Here is a 16,683-nt window from a genome sequence, read left to right on the forward strand (position 1 = left end):
CGCGTACACGAAAGGAAGTCCGTGATCGGCATCATCCTTCTTTGTCAACGCCTACGTCACGCTACCACTTCAACGTGCAAAGCTGAGTGATAAAGATATTTGCAGTAACATTTAAATATAGATTGGTTGACAGCATAGTTGTAGCTTAGATAATGTTCAGAAACAATCAGGATGGTTCGATTTCCGAGCGGCGTAGCTTCTTGAAAACGGTCGGTGCCGCTGGCCTCGCATGTCTCGCTGGCTGTAGTGGAGACGGCGGTAACGGCGCTGGTGGTGACGGGAATAGTGGCGGCGACGACAGTGGTGGAGACAGCGGTGGCAGCGACGGCAGTGGCAGCAGTACAAATTGGACAATTGGAACGTCGGGGCCGGAGACGGCGACTCACGCGTCAGGGGTGGCGATGGCACAGCTAATCTCCGAAAAGTCCGACAGCATCAGCATGAGCGCCCAGACAACCGGTGGGACCGCCGCAAATCCTCGGTTGATAGCGCAGGGGGACATCGACATCGCCCAGAGCACCGACTGGGCAGTCGCGCGCTCGAACAGCGGGGGAGACCCGTACGGGGAACCGGTCGGGAAGACGATGACGCAGGTGTTACCGTTCATGACCCTGGAGTACTACCTCGTCAGGCGGACCGGCGACGCACTCGAAGGCATCGAGTCGGTATCAGACATTCCCCAGGACGGGTCGGTCTCGATGGCGTTCGGTCAGCGCGGCGGGACGAACTACTTCGCGGGCCTCGACGGGTTCCGACTATCCGGCATCGACAACGTCGAGGACAAGTACGACCTCCAGTCGATGAGTTGGGGAGATCAGGGGGCGCAGTTCGCTGACGGCCGTCTCGATATGATGATGGTCTACGGAGTCAGCCGCGAGGTACTGACCGGGTGGGCGCAGGAGGCCGGCGCACAGGCCGACGTCGCAGTCGTCAACTGGGAGTTCGACGAGTCAGATTTAGCCAACTCCGATCTGCCCTACACGTACATCGAAACGCCGGCCAGCCTATGGGACGGTCAGGATATTCGAATGGACTCCATTCCCGCAGTCGGTGTCGGCTACGAGACTATCTTCCCGGCCGAGGTATCTGAGGAGTTGGGCTATGAGTTCGTCCGTACCGTCATGGAGGACATCGACGCGGTCCGTGAGGCGAGTTCAGTGCTCTCGCGCGCCGGTCCGGACTTCGCACAGGAATTCTTACTCCCCTCGCCGAACGCACCCGTCCATCCCGGCGCTGAGAAGTATTACAAGGAGCAGGACCTTTGGAAGGACGGACTGACCACACTTGAGGAGTATGAGGGGTAACGCGAGCGACCCGTCTCTCGGCCGGCCACCACATCAACGGCAGCCATGACGGGGGAACACACAACCGGGAGCTGGGTCGACCCGTCCCGGGTACGCATGGCCAAGTACGGGTTCCTGATAGCCTTGGGAGTCGCCTCGACGGTCTATCACCTCTGGTTCACCCAGCTGTTCCCGTTCGAACAGGACCAACACAAGATCGCCCACCTCGGATTCATGCTCGTCGGGGCGGCTGTCCTCGCGTATACCCCCGAACCCGAGACACGCCGGGAGCGGTTCGGAAACTACGCGACGTTACTCGAGGCCGCTCTCTCGGCTGTCGTCGCCGTCTACCTCTTTACGGCCTTCAACCGCATCGTCTACGAGCAACTCGGGATATACACCGACCTCGACTTGTTCATGGGGCTGTTGATCATCCTGCTGTTGTTGGATGTCTGCCGGCGGGTTTACGGTCCGATGCTATCGCTGGTCGGCGTAGCTGGCCTTGTCTATGCGCTGTATGGCCCGTATTTCCCGGGTATTTTGAACCACAATGGAGTTCAGGCCGAACGACTGGTGCAGGGTCTGACAGTTGAGTTCGGCAGCGGCGTCTTCGGCGTCATTGTCGAGGTTTCGGGGACGTTTATTATTATCTTCATGATTCTCGCAGGGCTGTTGGAAGCGTACGGCGCGCTGGAGTATTTCGTCCAGGTCGGAACGCTGATCGGCAAACGGGTCCGGTCCGGATTGGCGCAGATGACGACGGTCGCGAGCATGGGTATGGGGTCGGTCAACGGCAGCGCGGCCGCCAACGCGGCGACGACGGGCGCGTTTACGATCCCGTTGCTCAAGCGTCACGGGCTCGATAGAGATACCGCAGCGGCCTACGAGGCGGTGGCCTCCAGCGGCGGCCAGATTATGCCACCGATCATGGGTGCAGCGGCATTCATAATGGCCGAGATCACCGGGACGAGCTACCTGAAAATCATCGTCGTCGGGTTCCTGCCGGCACTCCTGTTCTACGGAACGGTCGCTATCGGTGTTCATCTGACGACCGTCAAAGAAGGGCTCACGAGCGAGATTGACGAGGAAGAACTGACCGACGTAGAGACGGTCGACAGGGATCGGAAAAACGCACTCGATAGGATCTTCGGCCGAACGACAACCGCTGTTTCCTTCGGTCAGATATCGGTTCGTAACCTGATCGTCGAGGGGCTCGCGCTGTGGGTCCCGCTGGCCGTTCTCCTGTACGCACTGGTCGTTCTCCTGTACGATCCGCTGTACGCAGGGTTCCTCTCGATAATGTCCGCGTTCCCGGCCGCGTTCGTCCAGGGGATCTTTTTTCGCGATGGCTACGGAATCCGCGACTTCCTCGTGGACACTATGGACGGCCTGGGCCGCGGGATGGAAAACGCAGCCCCGATCGCGGTGTCGCTGGGCGTGATGAACATCTTCGTCGGTGTGTTGAACCTCACCGGGTTCACGCAGGTGTTCGCCTCCAGCCTCGTTGAACTCTCGGGAGGCGTGCTCGCGCTGTTGCTCATGTTCGCGATGATCGCGGCGCTTCTCTTTGGTCTCGGGATGCCGACCGTCGCGGCCTACATCACGGCCGTGCTGCTGATCGCACCGGCACTGACCGAGGCCGGTGTCGACCTGCTCGCCGCGCACTTCTTCGTGTTCTACTTCGCGATTCTCTCGGCGCTGACGCCGCCGGTTGCCATCGCCTGCCTCGTCACAGCCAGGGTCGCAGGCGGGAATTTCTGGCGGACCGCCGGAAAGTCGCTCGTGCTCGGGGCACCGCTGTTTGTTCTTCCGTACATCTTCGTCGTCAACGATAGCCTGTTGTTCTGGTCAGTTCCGGCGACACCGATTACGTTCGTCGTCGTGGGAATCGGTCTCGTCGCTACCGCGACAGCGATGGTCAACTATTTCTCTGGCCAACTTCGAATCCCGAATCGCGCTGGATTACTGGTGGCTGCGGCAGCAGCGATGTTCGCTCCGCTGGTGCCGATGACCGTTGCCGTCCAGACCGTTGCAACACTCTCTATCCTAGCATTGCTGTACATAGCGGTGAAATACGACTCCGGAGCGGAAACCGGACAGTCCGAGCAGGCCTCAATCGACGACTGACCTACCCGGCATATCGGGTCTTCCGCTAGGCCCGACACAGTATCAGTCCCAGATGTCAGGGCTTTAGCGGCCACTGGATCTGTCCGTCGCGTCGGCTCAGTTCGTACTTGAGCCAGCGAGTGAGTAGTTCGACGAAGGCCTGTTCGTCCTGTCTGAACTGGCCCGACCGGGAGTCACGAGCAACGAAACAGACCGTCCCGAACAGTTCACCGTCGACTTCGATTTTCGCACCGAGGTAACAGCCGATACCGTACCGCTGGTATGCGGGGTCGTCACCCAGACCCTGCTGCTCGGCGTTGTAGACCGAGAGCAGACCGTCGGATTCGACAGTCCGTCGGCAGTAGGTCTCGGAAAGCGATGTGATGTCGCCGGGGGCAGTGAGAGACGGTTCGCCGCTGGTAGCGATGATTTCATGCGTTCCTGCCTTGGGATCGATTGCGACGAGATGGCCCTGATCGACGGCAAGATACTCGACACCGAGTTCCAGTACGTCGACTAACCGCTGTTCGAACCGTCGGTCTGTATCGTTCGTGACCTCGTAGAGTTTCTCTCGGTAGCGTTCGGCCGTCGCCTGTAGCCGCTCCCGTTCGATCTCCTCCGTGATGTCCTTGACCACTTTCGCAAAGCCACGGGAGTCGCCGTTTTCCCGGAGTTCAGTGATGGTCACATCTGCCCAGAACGTGCTCCCGTCTTTCCGAACCCGGAGCCCGCGGTCGGTGGCCTTGCCGCAGTCCCCGGCTTCTCGCAGCAGTTGCTCGGGAATGCCGTCGGCCACCTGTTTCTCTGTGTGAAACGTCGAGAAATGCTCACCGAGGATATCAGATTCCTCGTACTGCGTGATCTGTTTCGCACCGGCGTTCCACGACTGGATGAGGCCGTCGGGGCCGAGCAGAAACAGCGCATAATTCTCGACCGCATCGACGAGTAGCCGGAACCGCTCGCGCTCGTGTCGCAGTTGCTTGTCGAGTTCTTCGCGGTCAGTTCGGTCACGGACCACGCAGACGGAGCCGTCATTTTCGATACTCGCGACGGTGTGTTCGCCGATGAACTGTGTCCCGTCGGCGCGTTCGAGCAGTGTCTCACCCGTCCACGTCCCGTTCTCGTTGACAGCCGGGAGGATTTCATCATCGACCGTTTTGAGGCTCTCTGCCGAGTGGATTTTCTGCCAGTGTTCGCCCAGAAGCTCGTCGCGCTCGTAGCCGAACGTGGCCGCGTAGGCGTCGTTCAAATAGGTGAACCGACCCTCGTCGTCGAGGGTGCTGATGCCGTCCCAGGCCGCGTTCATTGCGCGGTGACCACGCGTGACTTGCAGTTCGTCTCTGCGGGCTTCGACCGCGTTTTGCACCCTGTTCGCTAGCACCGTGTACTGGGACGTTCCCGGTTCCTTCTGGATATAGTCCGTGACTCCTGCGGAGATTGCTTCGGCCGCGATCTCTTCGCTGCCCTTCCCAGTGTAGAGGATGAACGGAAGCTTCGGTGCGTCCTCGCGAATCCGTTCGAGGAACTCCAGCCCGTTCATGCCAGGCATATCGTAGTCGCTGATAATACAGTCATACGTGTCCTGCGGGCGGTCCGTAATGACCTCGTCGGCCCGCATCGCGGTGTCGACGCTGAATGAATCCATGGCCCGCTCGAGATATACCGCAGTTAGATCGGCAAAGTCCGGTTCGTCATCGATATGTAAGACGCGCACTGAACCAACCATCTGTTTGAATGTTGTGCAAAAACGCTAATAAGACGTTTGTCATTTCAAAGTAATATAACCGATTTAGGTTCTGCTACTGGGTAAAAAGGCGAGGTACGTGGTAAAGTGGTCGTTCGTATATAGCGCCACTGTAAGCCCCCGTTTGAACTGTTTTAGGTTTCACACGATCATCAAGAATACCAGCTCCCTTGCGTGTGCAAGCCAGGCAACTAATCACATGATTTACAAACGTGCTATAGTACGGGCCTGCTGGGGCAGGGGCCGGTCAGAACCCGCTGTTACTGAGGACGCCCGCGGCGGACGAGAGTTCACCACTGAATTTCACGGTGACGTAGAGGCCAGTAAACAGCGTGGCGTTGTACGCGCCGTGGATGAGTGACGGAACGACGATGTTGTCCGTGTACTCGTAGGTTGCACCGAGGATGAGCGACGGAATGAGGAGGGCACACACCCCGACAAGTTTGCCCGTGACCGACCCGCCGCTGAGGGCGGGGTAATGAATGCCGGCGAAGATGACGCTCGCGATGGCGACGCCCGAAATCGGGCCAAAGTAGTCCCGAATGCGGCCCTGGACGACCCCACGGAACAGCAGTTCCTCGCCAGGGCCGATGAGGAGGAACGAGGCGGGAATCAACAGGAGGAGGACATCGGGGTTCTCCATGCCGATCTCCGCGGCCTGATTGGTTGCCGTTTCGATTCCGAACATCGAGACGAGCGTCGTGATGATGACGGCTACTACCACGAGTCCGACCATCGCGCTGGCGTAGCCCAGCACGACGATGGCGGCCTCGCGGAAACTCGGTACAGAAACACCGATAGTGAACGTCCCGGTGTCTGGCGGATACGAGATGAGTTCGCGGAGCTTCGACCTGATTACCGGCCTGAGCTTGATGTATGCGTACGCAATAGCCGGGAAGGCGATGCCCTGAATCGTTACCAGTCCAAGGACCAGCCTCTGTACTTGCGTTATCTGAACACCTGTGCCGAGTGACAGCGAAAAAGCGATGGTGAGGAGCAGGACCGAGCCGAACACAAGTCCTGTCCCACCCAGCCAGAGCGCCGACAAAAGCGTAAACCCGTACTGGAAGGCCTTCAGGGCCATTTGAAAGACTGGATCTTCCCGGGAATCCGTTGCCATACACTGCTTTGGTCGTGGCGATGTGTAAACAATTCGTTTGGTGTTGGTGTCGTGACTGCCGGCAGAGACGCCTCAGTCGATCCGCTCCCCGGCCGTCACCGCAGTGTCGAGCCAGTTCGACTCCGGCGGGAGCGGACAGGAGAAGGTGTCGCTATAGGCACAGAACGGCGAGTACGCGAGGTTGAAATCCAGCGTAATCTCGTCGCCGTCGCTCAGGTCGCGGTCGGGTTCCAGTTCCATGTATCGGCCGCCGTCGTAGCTCTGCTGTCCGGTGGTCTTGTCCCGGAACGGAACAAAGAGCGTCCGGGACTCGTCGGCGGCCTGCCGGAACGCGTGGAGTTCGCGGGACTCGCCGTCGAGGTCGAACGACAGCGTCGCGACGTGGAGATAGCGCACCGTTCGGTCGTCGCTCGTCTCCAGATCGACTGACTCCGGCGTCTCGTGGACCGTAACCGTCGCCTCGACCCGATAGTCGTGGTCCGGGTCGAAGTAGCTGAGTCCGTCGAAGTCGTCGCGGTCTTCCGGCGGAATCGGGGATTGGCGGTGCTCCGCGAAGAACCGGTCTTTCTCGTCCCGATTCGCTTGCAACTGTGTCTCCCAGTCTTTGGTGTCTTCGTCCATACAGAGACGGTGGCGGCCACGCAGTTTCAGTCCGGCGACTCGGCGACAGACGAGCGATATCGCAGCGTGAGGGAGTGGGTACCTTATTATACGCCTAGTCCAACTGGATAAATACACAGGGGTGTGTATGGAAGCGACGTTCTACGGTATTCTGGGGGTGGACCCAGATGCCACCGAGGAGACGATAGTCCGCGCCTACCGGGAACAGACGAAAGCGCATCACCCGGACGTGAGTGACGACCCCGCCGCGGGAGAACGGTTCAAGCGACTCACGCAGGCGAAGAACGTGCTCACGGACGAGGCCGAGCGGGAGCGATACGACCGGCTCGGTCACGACGCATACGTCAACAGGCACGTCGACAGCGGCGCGGACGGCGGAACAGCCACGGGCGGTGTCAGTGACATCGCACAGCAGTACGTCGACCAGCGGGCCGACACAGGGACGACGGGCGGGGCAACGGCGAAAGCGACACAGCGGCCCACCCAGACTCGTGGCGGAAGCACGGGCTACGGGACTGCCGCAGAGTACTACAAGCCCGGCCAGCGAGTCCGGCCGACACAGTCGTCGGGAGTCGAGACGCTGCTCGGTTCACTCCGCCGTGTCGGACCGTGGCTGTTCGTCCATCTGGCACTACTGGTCTGTACTATCATTGCCGCTGTACTGCTCGCAGTCGGTGGCCTCACCGGGGACCTCTCGCCGGTTGTCGCCGGCGTCATGGCCGTCTCGATGGTGACGATATCGCTGGTCGTCTCAACGACCCACATGCTCACACACATTTCAGGCTGACCGAGGAGGTGTGGTTCGAGCGATGGTAGTTTCGGATCGCCGTTTCGGATCGTCGCGAGGCGAGCGACTTGCAGAACAGCCACACTCACGCTAGCGGTCGGAACCAGACAGCAGTGACGAGGACGGCCAACAGGAGATACGACCCGCGAATTAGCAGCATCGTTGCGGTTTCGGGATCGCCTCGCTGGGCGATAGCCGCAACCGTCCCGAAGACGAGCGCAGCCGCCGCGGCGCTCGGCGGAACCCCGGGCAATGCCACGGACAGCCCGACAATTCCGAGGAGGCCCGCGCCGAACAGGCCGAACGCGAGCCGCCGAGCGCGTTGGTGGCCCAGGACGACGGCGACGGTCCGTTTCTGTATCGACCGGTCGTAGTCGTAGTCCTGCTCGTCGTCGATGATCTTGATGCCGGTCAGCAGCAGGAGGAACACGGCCGCGAGACCGAGTGCTCGCGGTGTCAGCGTCGTTACCTGAGCGTAGTAGCCGCCTAGCAACGCCAGCGCGATGCCCGACGGATAGCCCATCGTCGCGCCGACGGGGTTCATATCCAACTGCGGCGCGTGGGTGTAGCCGATGACCCAGGTCGGAAGCGTCAGCAGCGCTGCGCCGGCACCGACCAGCAGCCAGATGGCCGCCGTACAGAGCGCGAAGCCGACGCCGGCACCGACCAGCGCCATGCGACAGCCCGAAGCAGTGAGCGGATGGTCGTCGTCCTCGCCGCGGACGTGGAAATCGACGTAGCCGTCCTTGACGTGAGCCGTATAGACGGCGAAGAACATCGCACCCGCGTGGAGCGCTGCTACCGGTGGCCAGAATCCGCCGGAGAGCAACCCCCCGAACAGCGAGGTCGCAAGCGGTGGCAGCATGAACACCGGGTGAACCTGCGAGGCCAGGGCACTCACGGTCGCGAACGGACCGCTCTCGTGTCGGGCGACTGCCATACGAACTCAAGGCACGGCTGTGGGAAAAATCCCCATCCGCGTTGTTTCGGTACTACCGCCAGTTCGACCGGTCCAGCACGAACCCCGAGATGTGCGAGGCCAGTTCTCTGGCGGCCTGTTCCGTGTCCGCGTGGAGTTCGCCGGACACCGGGCCGGCCTCGCCGCCGACGCCCTCAGTCTCCGATATCGGGTCCGTGGTCGTCGGATACGGTCGACGGGACCGGACACGGTCACGAAGCGCCTGCACGGTGGTGTCCGAGAGTTCGTAGGACAGGTGCTGGAGGTCGTACCGGACGATGAACCCCCGCGTCGCGTCCCTGACGGCGAGGACTGGCTGTCCCCGGTCCCGGCACCGCTCCCAGATCTCGCGCTGGTGTTCCCGCGTGGCGTACACCGGCACGTTCGACGGTGCGAGGTGTTCCATTGCCCGTTCATACGGGCTGGAGGTGTATTATCTTTCGGCAGTGCCCGACTAGCCGGTCTACCCGCGGTAGCCCGGTGCCACGCTGGTGAGTCACTGCGTTTCGCGCCCGCAGGCAGAAATGCCACCAGGAAATGTTTAGGGGAAGGGCTGTGTCCACAGGAGTGCTATGGCAGATATCGAAGTCGAGAGCACATGCGAGGAAGGATACACAGTAGAGAGCATCATCAACGGCGAATGGGAGCTCATCGTCGACGCGCTGAGCGAGAACGGACCGTCGCCGAACGAGGTGCTTGCCGCCGACTACGCCTCTTGTTACATCCCGGCGCTGCGCGTCGCCGCAGACAAGTACGGCCACGAGGACATCGGCAGCGTCGACGTCGAAGTCGCGGCGGGTCTCGACGAGGACGACGACCTGGAGTACATCGACTTCCACGTCGAAGTCGAGGAATCGCTTGCCGACGAAGAGCAGGACATCGTCGAACTCGCCGAGGACATCTGTCACGTCCACTCGGCGCTGCAGGACGATCTGCACGCCGAAATCACCATCGAGTCCGGCGTCTGAGCAGGCAGGAACAGGGGGATAACGTTTATTTTTCGCTGATAGTAGGCTTGTCGTCGTCACTCCGGGAACAGCAGTATGACCGAGGACGTGTTGTGATAGCCAGTGTAATCCTCATCGGCCGAACAGACTTCGCCATAGGTCTCGAAGCCGGCGAAGGGCGCGTCGATAGCGCTGTGAATCGTGTCGACGGCGTCGTCGAAGTCGTCGCCGAGTATCATCGCACGGCAGGCGCAGTCGTACACGAACCCGCCCGCGACGCTTCCCCCGCCGAGTTCGTTTGCGGCGTTGGTCGCGGCGTTCCGGACGGCATACACCTGATCGGATTTATTGCTGTGAGTTACCCGCACTTCCGTCCCCTCGGAGACGGTGACAGCGAAATCCAGCGGCCCCTCGGTGTCGGTTGTATGGCCCGGCCACCGGATGTTGTACCCTTTCGTCGAGATGAGCTTGCTCTCGATGAAGGTCTTGATCCGAGAGGCGAGTCCGTCCGCATCCGCGTCCGGTTCAGACTCGATACCGAGTTCATAGCGGCCGAGCAGCATGACGAGGTCCTCGGACCCTGCTTCCAACTCGTCGACATCGATATCGTACGTCTCCATCGCATCCTCTCGGATCGCGTCCCGCCAGGCCTCGAACGCAGGTCTGCCGTCGAGTTCGTACACGGTGCTGCCCTCTGCTCGGGTCACCGTCATCGCTTCGGAGATCGGTTCGTGGCCGTGGTTGACTGTCACCGGGAGCGGGTCCTCTGAAGCAATGAGCGCGAGGACGACGGCGTCCGTCTCGACCTGGTCGTTCCGGAAGACGTGGGTCTGCTGTAACTGGAGGTCGTCGCCCGCAGACCCCCCGACGACAGGCGTCTCCTCGTCGTCGAGGTACTGCTCGGTGAGTCGGGTGACTTTGTTTCCGATTCCGGCCATGCCGTCGTGAAGGTTGATAAGCGTCCGGTGCGGGTACCCATCGACAGCAGGGTCCTCGCTCGCGGGGAGGTCGTGAACGGCTTCGAACAGACAGCGCTCGGGATCTGCGCTGAGTTCGGTCGAGAGGCTGGAGAAGAACTGCATCGAGTCCGACGAAACGACGCCGACTGTGACAGTTCCGTTCCCAGAACCGGCTTCAGTGAACTCCCCGGAGGACGAACAGCCCACGATTTCGGTATCTGAACCGACAACACTCCGAGCGCCCCACAGCACCGCCTCGTAATCGTATGTCGGGGAGCAGAAAATCTGACAGAAGTCCGGTTCGCTGGCCGAGATGGCGTCCATGGCTTCCCGTATGGCGTCCATAGCTGCGGCATCGCCAGAGTCCCCCGTCGCCTGCCCTGTCCCAAACTCAGTAGTCATTGAGATGCAAGTATATCGTGAGCTAACTTAACATATTGGAACCGTTTTGAAGACAATAAGACGTGGCAGTGGGTCGGCCGGAGACGTAACAGTCTGCCCAGAAACGGTGCTTTTTACCGTAGAACACCGCACGGAGCGGGAAACGCTCATACCGCCGGCCCGCAAACACCAGTCCATGAGCGATTCAAACTGGACCGACCGCATCGCCGGCGAACGGATGGCGGTCGACCAGCGGTTCAACGAACAGGTCAAAGCGTCGTCGTTCTCCAGCCAGCAGTGGGGGCTCGTGATGACTGCAGTCGAGTTCGAGATCGAGAACCCGGGCGACCCTGACGCCGCTCGGATCGTCGCCGATACCTCGAAGCTCTCTAGCGTCATGCCCGAGATGGAGCGGGTCGCCAACCAGGGTCCGATGGGCGGACCGGGCGGTGACCAGTCCGGGAGTTCGGGGGGCGGCCTCCTCTCGGGCGTCAAAGACGCGCTCGGACTGGGTGGGTCCGGCGGCGGCAACAAACAACAGGAGGAAGAAGCAGCACGCCTCGCACAGGCGTACGCTGAGCAGTTGCAGGAGAAACTGGAGTCGAACGGGCGCTGGAAGTCCGTCTGCGAGCAGGCCCAGGGTTAGTACTCGTCGCCGCCGTGGAACAGCGTTAGCTCCTCGGCCTCGTAGATGTTGATGAGTTCCGTCACGATGTCGTCGTACGATTCGTCCTCGACGCGGAGATCGTCGAGGCGGTCCACTGTCTCGGCGTCCAGTTCCACGGATGGCATACCCGAACCTTTCACTGGAACACACTTAATTCCCGCCCTCGCTCAAAAACGAACGCGAACAGTAGTAACAAATCAGAACCGAAAACTGTTAATGGTCGTTCTCGGTAGAAACACGACACATGCGACCACTGGGTGACTCACCGCTCGTACGGAACGACAAGACGCTCGTGCTGGCCCACGACCACGGGCTGGAACACGGTCCCAAGCAGTTCAGCGGCGTCGAGGAGCGCCTCGACCCGCGTGAGGTGTTCGAGATGGCGACCCACGACGCCGTGACGGCGCTGGCCGTCGGCAAGGGCCTCGCCGAGACGTACTACCCGAGCTACGAGGACGACGTGAACCTGCTGGCGAAGCTCAACGGCGGGTCGGACCTCTGGATGGGCGACCCGTACTCGCCACAGAACTGGTCGGTCGACTACGCCGCCGAACTCGGTGCCGACGCCATCGGGTACACCGTCTATCCGGGCGTCAACCGCGAGACCGACATGTTCGAGGACTTCCGCCCGGTCCAGGAGAACGCCCGCGACCACGACCTGCCGATCGCGATGTGGTCGTACCCGCGCGGACAGGCCATCAAGGAGCACCGGAGCCCCTCGACCATCGCCTACGCGGCCCGCATCGGCCTCGAACTCGGCGCGGACTTCACGAAGGTCAAGTATCCGCGTGACAAGGAGGCGATGGCCCACGCCGTCCGCTCGGCGGCTGACAACCGCGTCCTGCTCTCCGGTGGCTCGAAGACCTCCGACCGGGACTTCCTCGAACTCGTCGAGGACTGCATGGACGTCGGCGTCTCCGGCCTCGCCGTCGGCCGCAACGTCTGGCAGCGCGATGACCCCTACGACATCCTGGACAAGCTCGAAGGCGTCATCTTCGAGGACGCGACAGCCGACGACGTCCTGTAGGCCATGGACGAGGAGACGCGCCGAGCCGTCGCCGCGGCGGACGAAGCGTTGCCCGATAGCGACGCGCTTCCCGGTGCTATCGACGCCGGCCGGGTCGTCTTCGGTTTCGACGGCTACCTCGACCGCGTCCGGGAGGTCGTCGCGGACCGCATCGACCCAGAGAGCCACGAGCGCCTCGCCACGCTGGAGGGCTTTGGCGACCGCATCGACCGCTCCGTCGCCGCCGACAGCTCCCTCTCCTTCGAGTGGCTCCAGCAGGGCAGCCGGACCGGCGGCCACACCAGCCACCTCGCGCGGGCCTTCGGCGGCTGGTCGTTCGACCCCGTGATGGTCGGGATGTACGGTGACCCGGTCCACGACGCCTTCAAGGGGGAGTTCGGCGAGTACGACCTCCACTCGCTGGGCGAGCCCGGTGTCACCGACGCCGTCGAGTTCGACGACGGGAAGCTCATGCTCACGGAAATCGGCGACACGATGTCGCTGGACTGGGCCGAACTCGACGCAGCCTTCGGCCACGACCGACTGGCCGGGAAGCTCGACGGCGCAAGCCTGTTAGGGACTGGCTACTGGTCCGAGACGCCGGACCTGCCGACCATCTTCGACGGCCTCCGTGACCTGTGGGGCGACATCGACGACCCGCCCGAAACTGTTCTGGTCGACCCCGGCGACGTGCGAAAGCTCGACGGCGACCGCCTGCGCGCCGGCCGGGAGGCCATCGGTCGGCTAGACGAGGTAACGGACGTGGTGGTCACCTCAAACCGTGCCGAAACGGGGGTCCTCGCGAACGCCTACGCCGGCGAGGCTGAGCGGTCGTTCACCGAGGACGCCGAAGCAGTATTTGCGGCCCTGGAGCCGACCTGGTTCGTCGGCCACGGTGTGGAGCGCTCTGTCGTCGTCTCCCCGGACGGCACCGAGAGCGTCGCCGTTCCCGCCGTTTCAAACCCGGAGCTAACGACCAGCTCAGGCGACCACTTCAACGCCGGGCTGGGGCTCGCACTCATTGCCGGACTCCCGCCGGCGGCCGCCGTCGTCGTCGGCAACGCCGTCGCCGGCTACTTCGTCCGGACCGCGGACCAGCCGTCGCTGACCGACGTGCGCGCGTTCGTCGACGACTACCTCGAAAAGTTCTGAGTTGCAGTCTCCGCTTTCTACGACGCTTTTTCTGCCCGCTACAGTCGTCGAACCGTCACGCCGTCCCGGAGCGAGTCGATGTCGTTCAGGTCGGGAACGGCCGTGCCGGCCCGCTTGACGACCTGCGAGGAGACGGCCACGCCGGTCCGGAGCGCCGTCTCGTCGTCCGCGCCGGCTTCCCAGGCGCTCAGCACGCCCGAGAGGAGCGCGTCGCCAGCCCCGACGGTGTCGACGACGTCGATGTCGAGGGCTTCGGCGTACAGCCGGCCTTCGTCGCCGACGAGGACCGCGCCGTCTGCGCCGAGGGAGGCCAGCACGCGGTCGAAACCCCGCTCCCGGAACGTGTCCGCCGCGTCCGCACACCCCTCGACGGTTGAGACATCGGCCCCAGTCGCATCGCCGAGTTCCGTTCGGTTCGGCTTACAGAGTCCGTACTGGGCATCGAGCTCCCGGAGGACGTCGCCGCCGGTGTCGACGATTGTCTCCCAGTCGCCGCCGCCCGCGATGCGGTCGATGGCATCGGGGGACAGCCCCGGCGGCAGGCTCCCACCGACGAGCACGCGGTCGGGGGACTGCGCTCGCACCCGTTCGAGCAGCGAGTCGACGACCGACTCGCCGACAGTCGGCCCGGCCTGGTTCAGTTTGTACTCCTCCGCGGCCGCGATGGCGGTGGTGTTGAGACGCGTCGTTCCGTCCACGTCGACGAAGGCCGTCTCGACGCCGTCGCCCTGCAGGGTCTCTCTGATGAACGACCCGGTGAACCCGCCCAGCAGTCCCGTCGCGACGCAGGGGCGGTCCATGGCCGTGAGCAACTGCGCGGCGTTGATGCCCTTCCCGCCCGCGTCGAACTGCGCCTCGTCGGCCCGCATCACACGGTCGGGAGCCATCTGCTCGTCGAACTGAATCGTCTGGTCGACGGCGGGGTTGTAGGTGACGGTGACGATCATGTGCTGACCTCCTCGACGGTCACGTCGGCGTCCGCGAGTGCCGTGGCGAGCGCCCCTGACGGGCTGGCGTCAGTGACCAGCAGGTCGACCTGGTCCAGATCGGCGAAGCTGACGAAGCTCCGGTCGCCGAACTTCGACGCGTCGGCGACCAGCACGACCCGGCGGGCGCGCTCGACCATGACTTCCTTGACGGCCGCCTCGTCTTCATTTGGCGTCGACAGCCCGGCGGCGCTGTCGAGGGCGTTCGTCCCCAGAAACAACAGGTCGAAGTTCATTCGCTCGATGGCTCGCTCGGCCATCGGGCCGACGAGCGCCCGGGTCCGCGGTCGGAGACTCCCACCGGTGAGCTTCGCATCGACGTCTCGCTCCGCCACATCAGTGGCGAGTTCCGGCATATTCGTCGCCGCGACGTAGTCGGTGTCCGGAATCGCGCGAGCGACTTCCATCGTCGTCGAGCCCGCATCGAAACAGACCACATGGCCCTCACGGACCTCCTGTGCCGCTCGCTCGCCGATGGCCTGTTTCTCCGCGTAGTGGTCAACCTCGCGCTGGCCGTACGGCCGCTCGGTCCCGGCGGAGGACGCCGGTACTGCGCCGCCGTGGGACCGCTTGATGCGGCCTTGCGACTCCAGGTCCCGGAGGTCACGGCGGATCGTCGCCTTCGAAAACTCGAGTTCCGCGGCCAGTTCCGACACTGAACAGCCGTCTCGCTCTGTCACCAACTGGACGATAGTGCGCTTTCGCTCGGCCGGGAGCATTCTCTCTGCTGTGATTGTTTCGCTTCGGTTTTACCTCTTTCTATCGGACTGTGCTTGTTTCTGCCCAGATAGAGTGCGAGAAAACTGCCTACAGCTCGTCGATAACCGCGGCGGTCACGTCCTCAGTGGATGCGTCGCCGCCCAGATCCGGCGTTCGGGGACCCGAGTCGAGCACGGACTCGACGGCCGACCGGACAGCATCGCCCTGCTCGTCGTATCCGAGGTGGTCGAGCAACATCGCGGCGGAGAGAATCATCGCCGAGGGGTTGGCAACGCCCTCGCCGGCGATGTCAGGCGCGGAGCCGTGGACCGGTTCGAATAGCGCGTTTTCCTCGCCGATGTTGGCCGACGGCAGCAGACCGAGGCCGCCGACGAGGCCGGCGGCGAGGTCCGACAGCATGTCGCCGGCGAGGTTCGGACAGATGACCACGCCGTAGTCCTGCGGGTTCATCACGAGGTGCATCGCGAGCGCGTCCATGAGCGCGGTGTCGTATGACGCGTCCCGGTCCTCGCCGACCGCCGAGGCCGTATCGAGGAACAGGCCGTCCGTGGTGCGCATGACGTTGGCTTTGTGGGCAATCGTCACGTCGTCGTACCCGTTCCCCTTCGCGTAGCTGAAGCCGTACTCGGCGATTTTCTCGGAAGCGTCCTCGGTGATGACCCGGGTGCAGGTGGTGACGCCCTCAGAGATTTCGCTCTCGATGCCCTTGTAGACGCCCTCGGTGTTCTCCCGGATGAACACGATATCGGTGTCGGGCTGGACGGCGTCAAGGCCGGGGTAGGACCGGGCCGGGCGGACGTTGGCAAAGGAGCCGACGACCTGCCGGAGCGGCAGGATAACGTCGGCCGCAGTCTCGCCGGCCGCGCCGAAAAGCGTCGCATCGGCGTCGGCCGCCAGATCGCGGGTCGCCTGCGGGAGCGCCTCGCCGGTTTCAGCCTTCACTGCGTCGCCGGCCGCACCTTCGACGAAGTCGAAGTCGACGGCGTCGATGGCCTCAAGCACTTCGACCGCGGCGGGTGTGACCTCCTGTCCGATCCCGTCGCCGGGAATAACGGCTATCTCGTGTGTCATAGCAGGAGGCACGTAGTCGGCCGGTGAAAGTGGTTCGGTTCGCTGTCTCACACGCAGCGCTCGGGCGGTGGCAGCGTCAGTCGAGCGGGAGTTTCCGGAGCGGATCCGAAGCGGTTGACTCCGGGGTCCGCCATACTCGTGGAACGCGTCAGCGGTGGACCGTCTCGACACGGCG

17 protein-coding genes are annotated in these 16,683 nt (G+C 62.9%); 7 read left to right on the forward strand and 10 right to left on the reverse strand.

Annotated elements, in window-relative coordinates; all coding sequences use genetic code 11:
* The first annotated feature begins 152 nt into the window (after positions 1-152).
* Positions 153-1,304, forward strand: coding sequence for a TAXI family TRAP transporter solute-binding subunit (locus C442_RS09610; protein ID WP_080504305.1), 1,152 nt, complete (start codon positions 153-155; stop codon positions 1,302-1,304).
* Between the two features lie 45 nt (positions 1,305-1,349).
* Complete coding sequence (locus C442_RS09615; RefSeq protein ID WP_008309938.1) at positions 1,350-3,410, forward strand: TRAP transporter permease; 2,061 nt, start codon at positions 1,350-1,352, stop codon at positions 3,408-3,410.
* Between the two features lie 55 nt (positions 3,411-3,465).
* Here C442_RS09615 and C442_RS09620 read toward each other — a convergent pair whose 3' ends face one another.
* The 3 genes from C442_RS09620 to C442_RS09630 form a co-directional block, all read right to left on the reverse strand.
* On the reverse strand, positions 3,466-5,115 hold the full coding sequence (locus tag C442_RS09620) for a PAS domain S-box protein (RefSeq protein ID WP_049942922.1): 1,650 nt from the start codon (positions 5,113-5,115) through the stop codon (positions 3,466-3,468).
* A 265-nt stretch (positions 5,116-5,380) separates the two neighbouring features.
* Entirely contained in the window at positions 5,381-6,253 is an 873-nt protein-coding gene (locus C442_RS09625; RefSeq protein WP_049942923.1) for a CPBP family intramembrane glutamic endopeptidase, read from the reverse strand.
* A 72-nt stretch (positions 6,254-6,325) separates the two neighbouring features.
* Positions 6,326-6,874, reverse strand: coding sequence for a DUF1684 domain-containing protein (locus C442_RS09630; protein ID WP_008309944.1), 549 nt, complete (start codon positions 6,872-6,874; stop codon positions 6,326-6,328).
* A 127-nt stretch (positions 6,875-7,001) separates the two neighbouring features.
* Between C442_RS09630 and C442_RS09635 the strand changes: the two genes are divergently transcribed.
* Entirely contained in the window at positions 7,002-7,661 is a 660-nt protein-coding gene (locus C442_RS09635; RefSeq protein ID WP_008309946.1) for a DnaJ domain-containing protein, read from the forward strand.
* Between the two features lie 85 nt (positions 7,662-7,746).
* Here the strand turns inward: C442_RS09635 and C442_RS09640 are convergent, their stop codons facing one another.
* Positions 7,747-8,601, reverse strand: a complete 855-nt coding sequence (locus tag C442_RS09640) for a UbiA family prenyltransferase (RefSeq protein WP_008309948.1) — start codon at positions 8,599-8,601, stop codon at positions 7,747-7,749.
* A 52-nt stretch (positions 8,602-8,653) separates the two neighbouring features.
* On the reverse strand, positions 8,654-9,025 hold the full coding sequence (locus tag C442_RS09645) for a hypothetical protein (protein ID WP_008309949.1): 372 nt from the start codon (positions 9,023-9,025) through the stop codon (positions 8,654-8,656).
* Between the two features lie 166 nt (positions 9,026-9,191).
* Between C442_RS09645 and C442_RS09650 the strand changes: the two genes are divergently transcribed.
* On the forward strand, positions 9,192-9,587 hold the full coding sequence (locus C442_RS09650; protein ID WP_008309950.1) for an OsmC family protein: 396 nt from the start codon (positions 9,192-9,194) through the stop codon (positions 9,585-9,587).
* 56 nt (positions 9,588-9,643) lie between these two features.
* Here the strand turns inward: C442_RS09650 and C442_RS09655 are convergent, their stop codons facing one another.
* Positions 9,644-10,927: an FIST signal transduction protein gene (locus C442_RS09655; RefSeq protein ID WP_049942924.1), complete on the reverse strand. Its 1,284-nt coding sequence runs from the start codon at positions 10,925-10,927 to the stop codon at positions 9,644-9,646.
* A 175-nt stretch (positions 10,928-11,102) separates the two neighbouring features.
* Between C442_RS09655 and C442_RS09660 the strand changes: the two genes are divergently transcribed.
* A complete protein-coding gene (locus C442_RS09660; RefSeq protein ID WP_008309952.1) occupies positions 11,103-11,552 on the forward strand; it encodes a DUF5799 family protein in 450 nt (149 codons plus the stop codon).
* Here the strand turns inward: C442_RS09660 and C442_RS22115 are convergent.
* Entirely contained in the window at positions 11,549-11,698 is a 150-nt protein-coding gene (locus tag C442_RS22115; protein ID WP_008309953.1) for a DUF7557 family protein, read from the reverse strand. The genes C442_RS09660 and C442_RS22115 overlap by 4 nt on opposite strands.
* 119 nt (positions 11,699-11,817) lie before the next feature.
* On the opposite strand from C442_RS22115, the gene C442_RS09665 reads away from it, so the two are divergent.
* Positions 11,818-12,600 (forward strand): class I fructose-bisphosphate aldolase, encoded by a 783-nt coding sequence (locus tag C442_RS09665; protein WP_008309955.1) that lies wholly within the window; start codon positions 11,818-11,820, stop codon positions 12,598-12,600.
* Positions 12,601-12,603: 3 nt separating this feature from the next.
* Positions 12,604-13,731 carry a hypothetical protein gene (locus C442_RS09670; protein WP_008309957.1) on the forward strand — a complete coding sequence of 376 codons (1,128 nt, stop codon included), beginning with the start codon at positions 12,604-12,606 and terminating at the stop codon, positions 13,729-13,731.
* A 38-nt stretch (positions 13,732-13,769) separates the two neighbouring features.
* On the opposite strand, the gene pfkB is transcribed toward C442_RS09670, so the two are convergent.
* The 3 genes from pfkB to C442_RS09685 all read right to left on the reverse strand — a co-directional run bounded on the left by pfkB (position 13,770) and on the right by C442_RS09685 (position 16,508).
* Positions 13,770-14,678 (reverse strand): 1-phosphofructokinase, encoded by a 909-nt coding sequence (pfkB, locus tag C442_RS09675; protein WP_008309959.1) that lies wholly within the window; start codon positions 14,676-14,678, stop codon positions 13,770-13,772.
* The gene (gene glpR / locus C442_RS09680; RefSeq protein ID WP_008309961.1) at positions 14,675-15,436 is read right to left on the reverse strand and encodes an HTH-type transcriptional regulator GlpR; all 762 of its coding nucleotides are present in this window, start codon (positions 15,434-15,436) and stop codon (positions 14,675-14,677) included. Before glpR ends, pfkB begins: the two co-directional genes overlap by 4 nt.
* 88 nt (positions 15,437-15,524) lie before the next feature.
* Positions 15,525-16,508, reverse strand: coding sequence for an isocitrate/isopropylmalate dehydrogenase family protein (locus C442_RS09685; RefSeq protein WP_008309963.1), 984 nt, complete (start codon positions 16,506-16,508; stop codon positions 15,525-15,527).
* Positions 16,509-16,683 lie beyond the last annotated feature (175 nt).

This window comes from Haloarcula amylolytica JCM 13557 (assembly GCF_000336615.1).
GTDB classification, from domain to species: Archaea; Halobacteriota; Halobacteria; order Halobacteriales; family Haloarculaceae; genus Haloarcula; species Haloarcula amylolytica.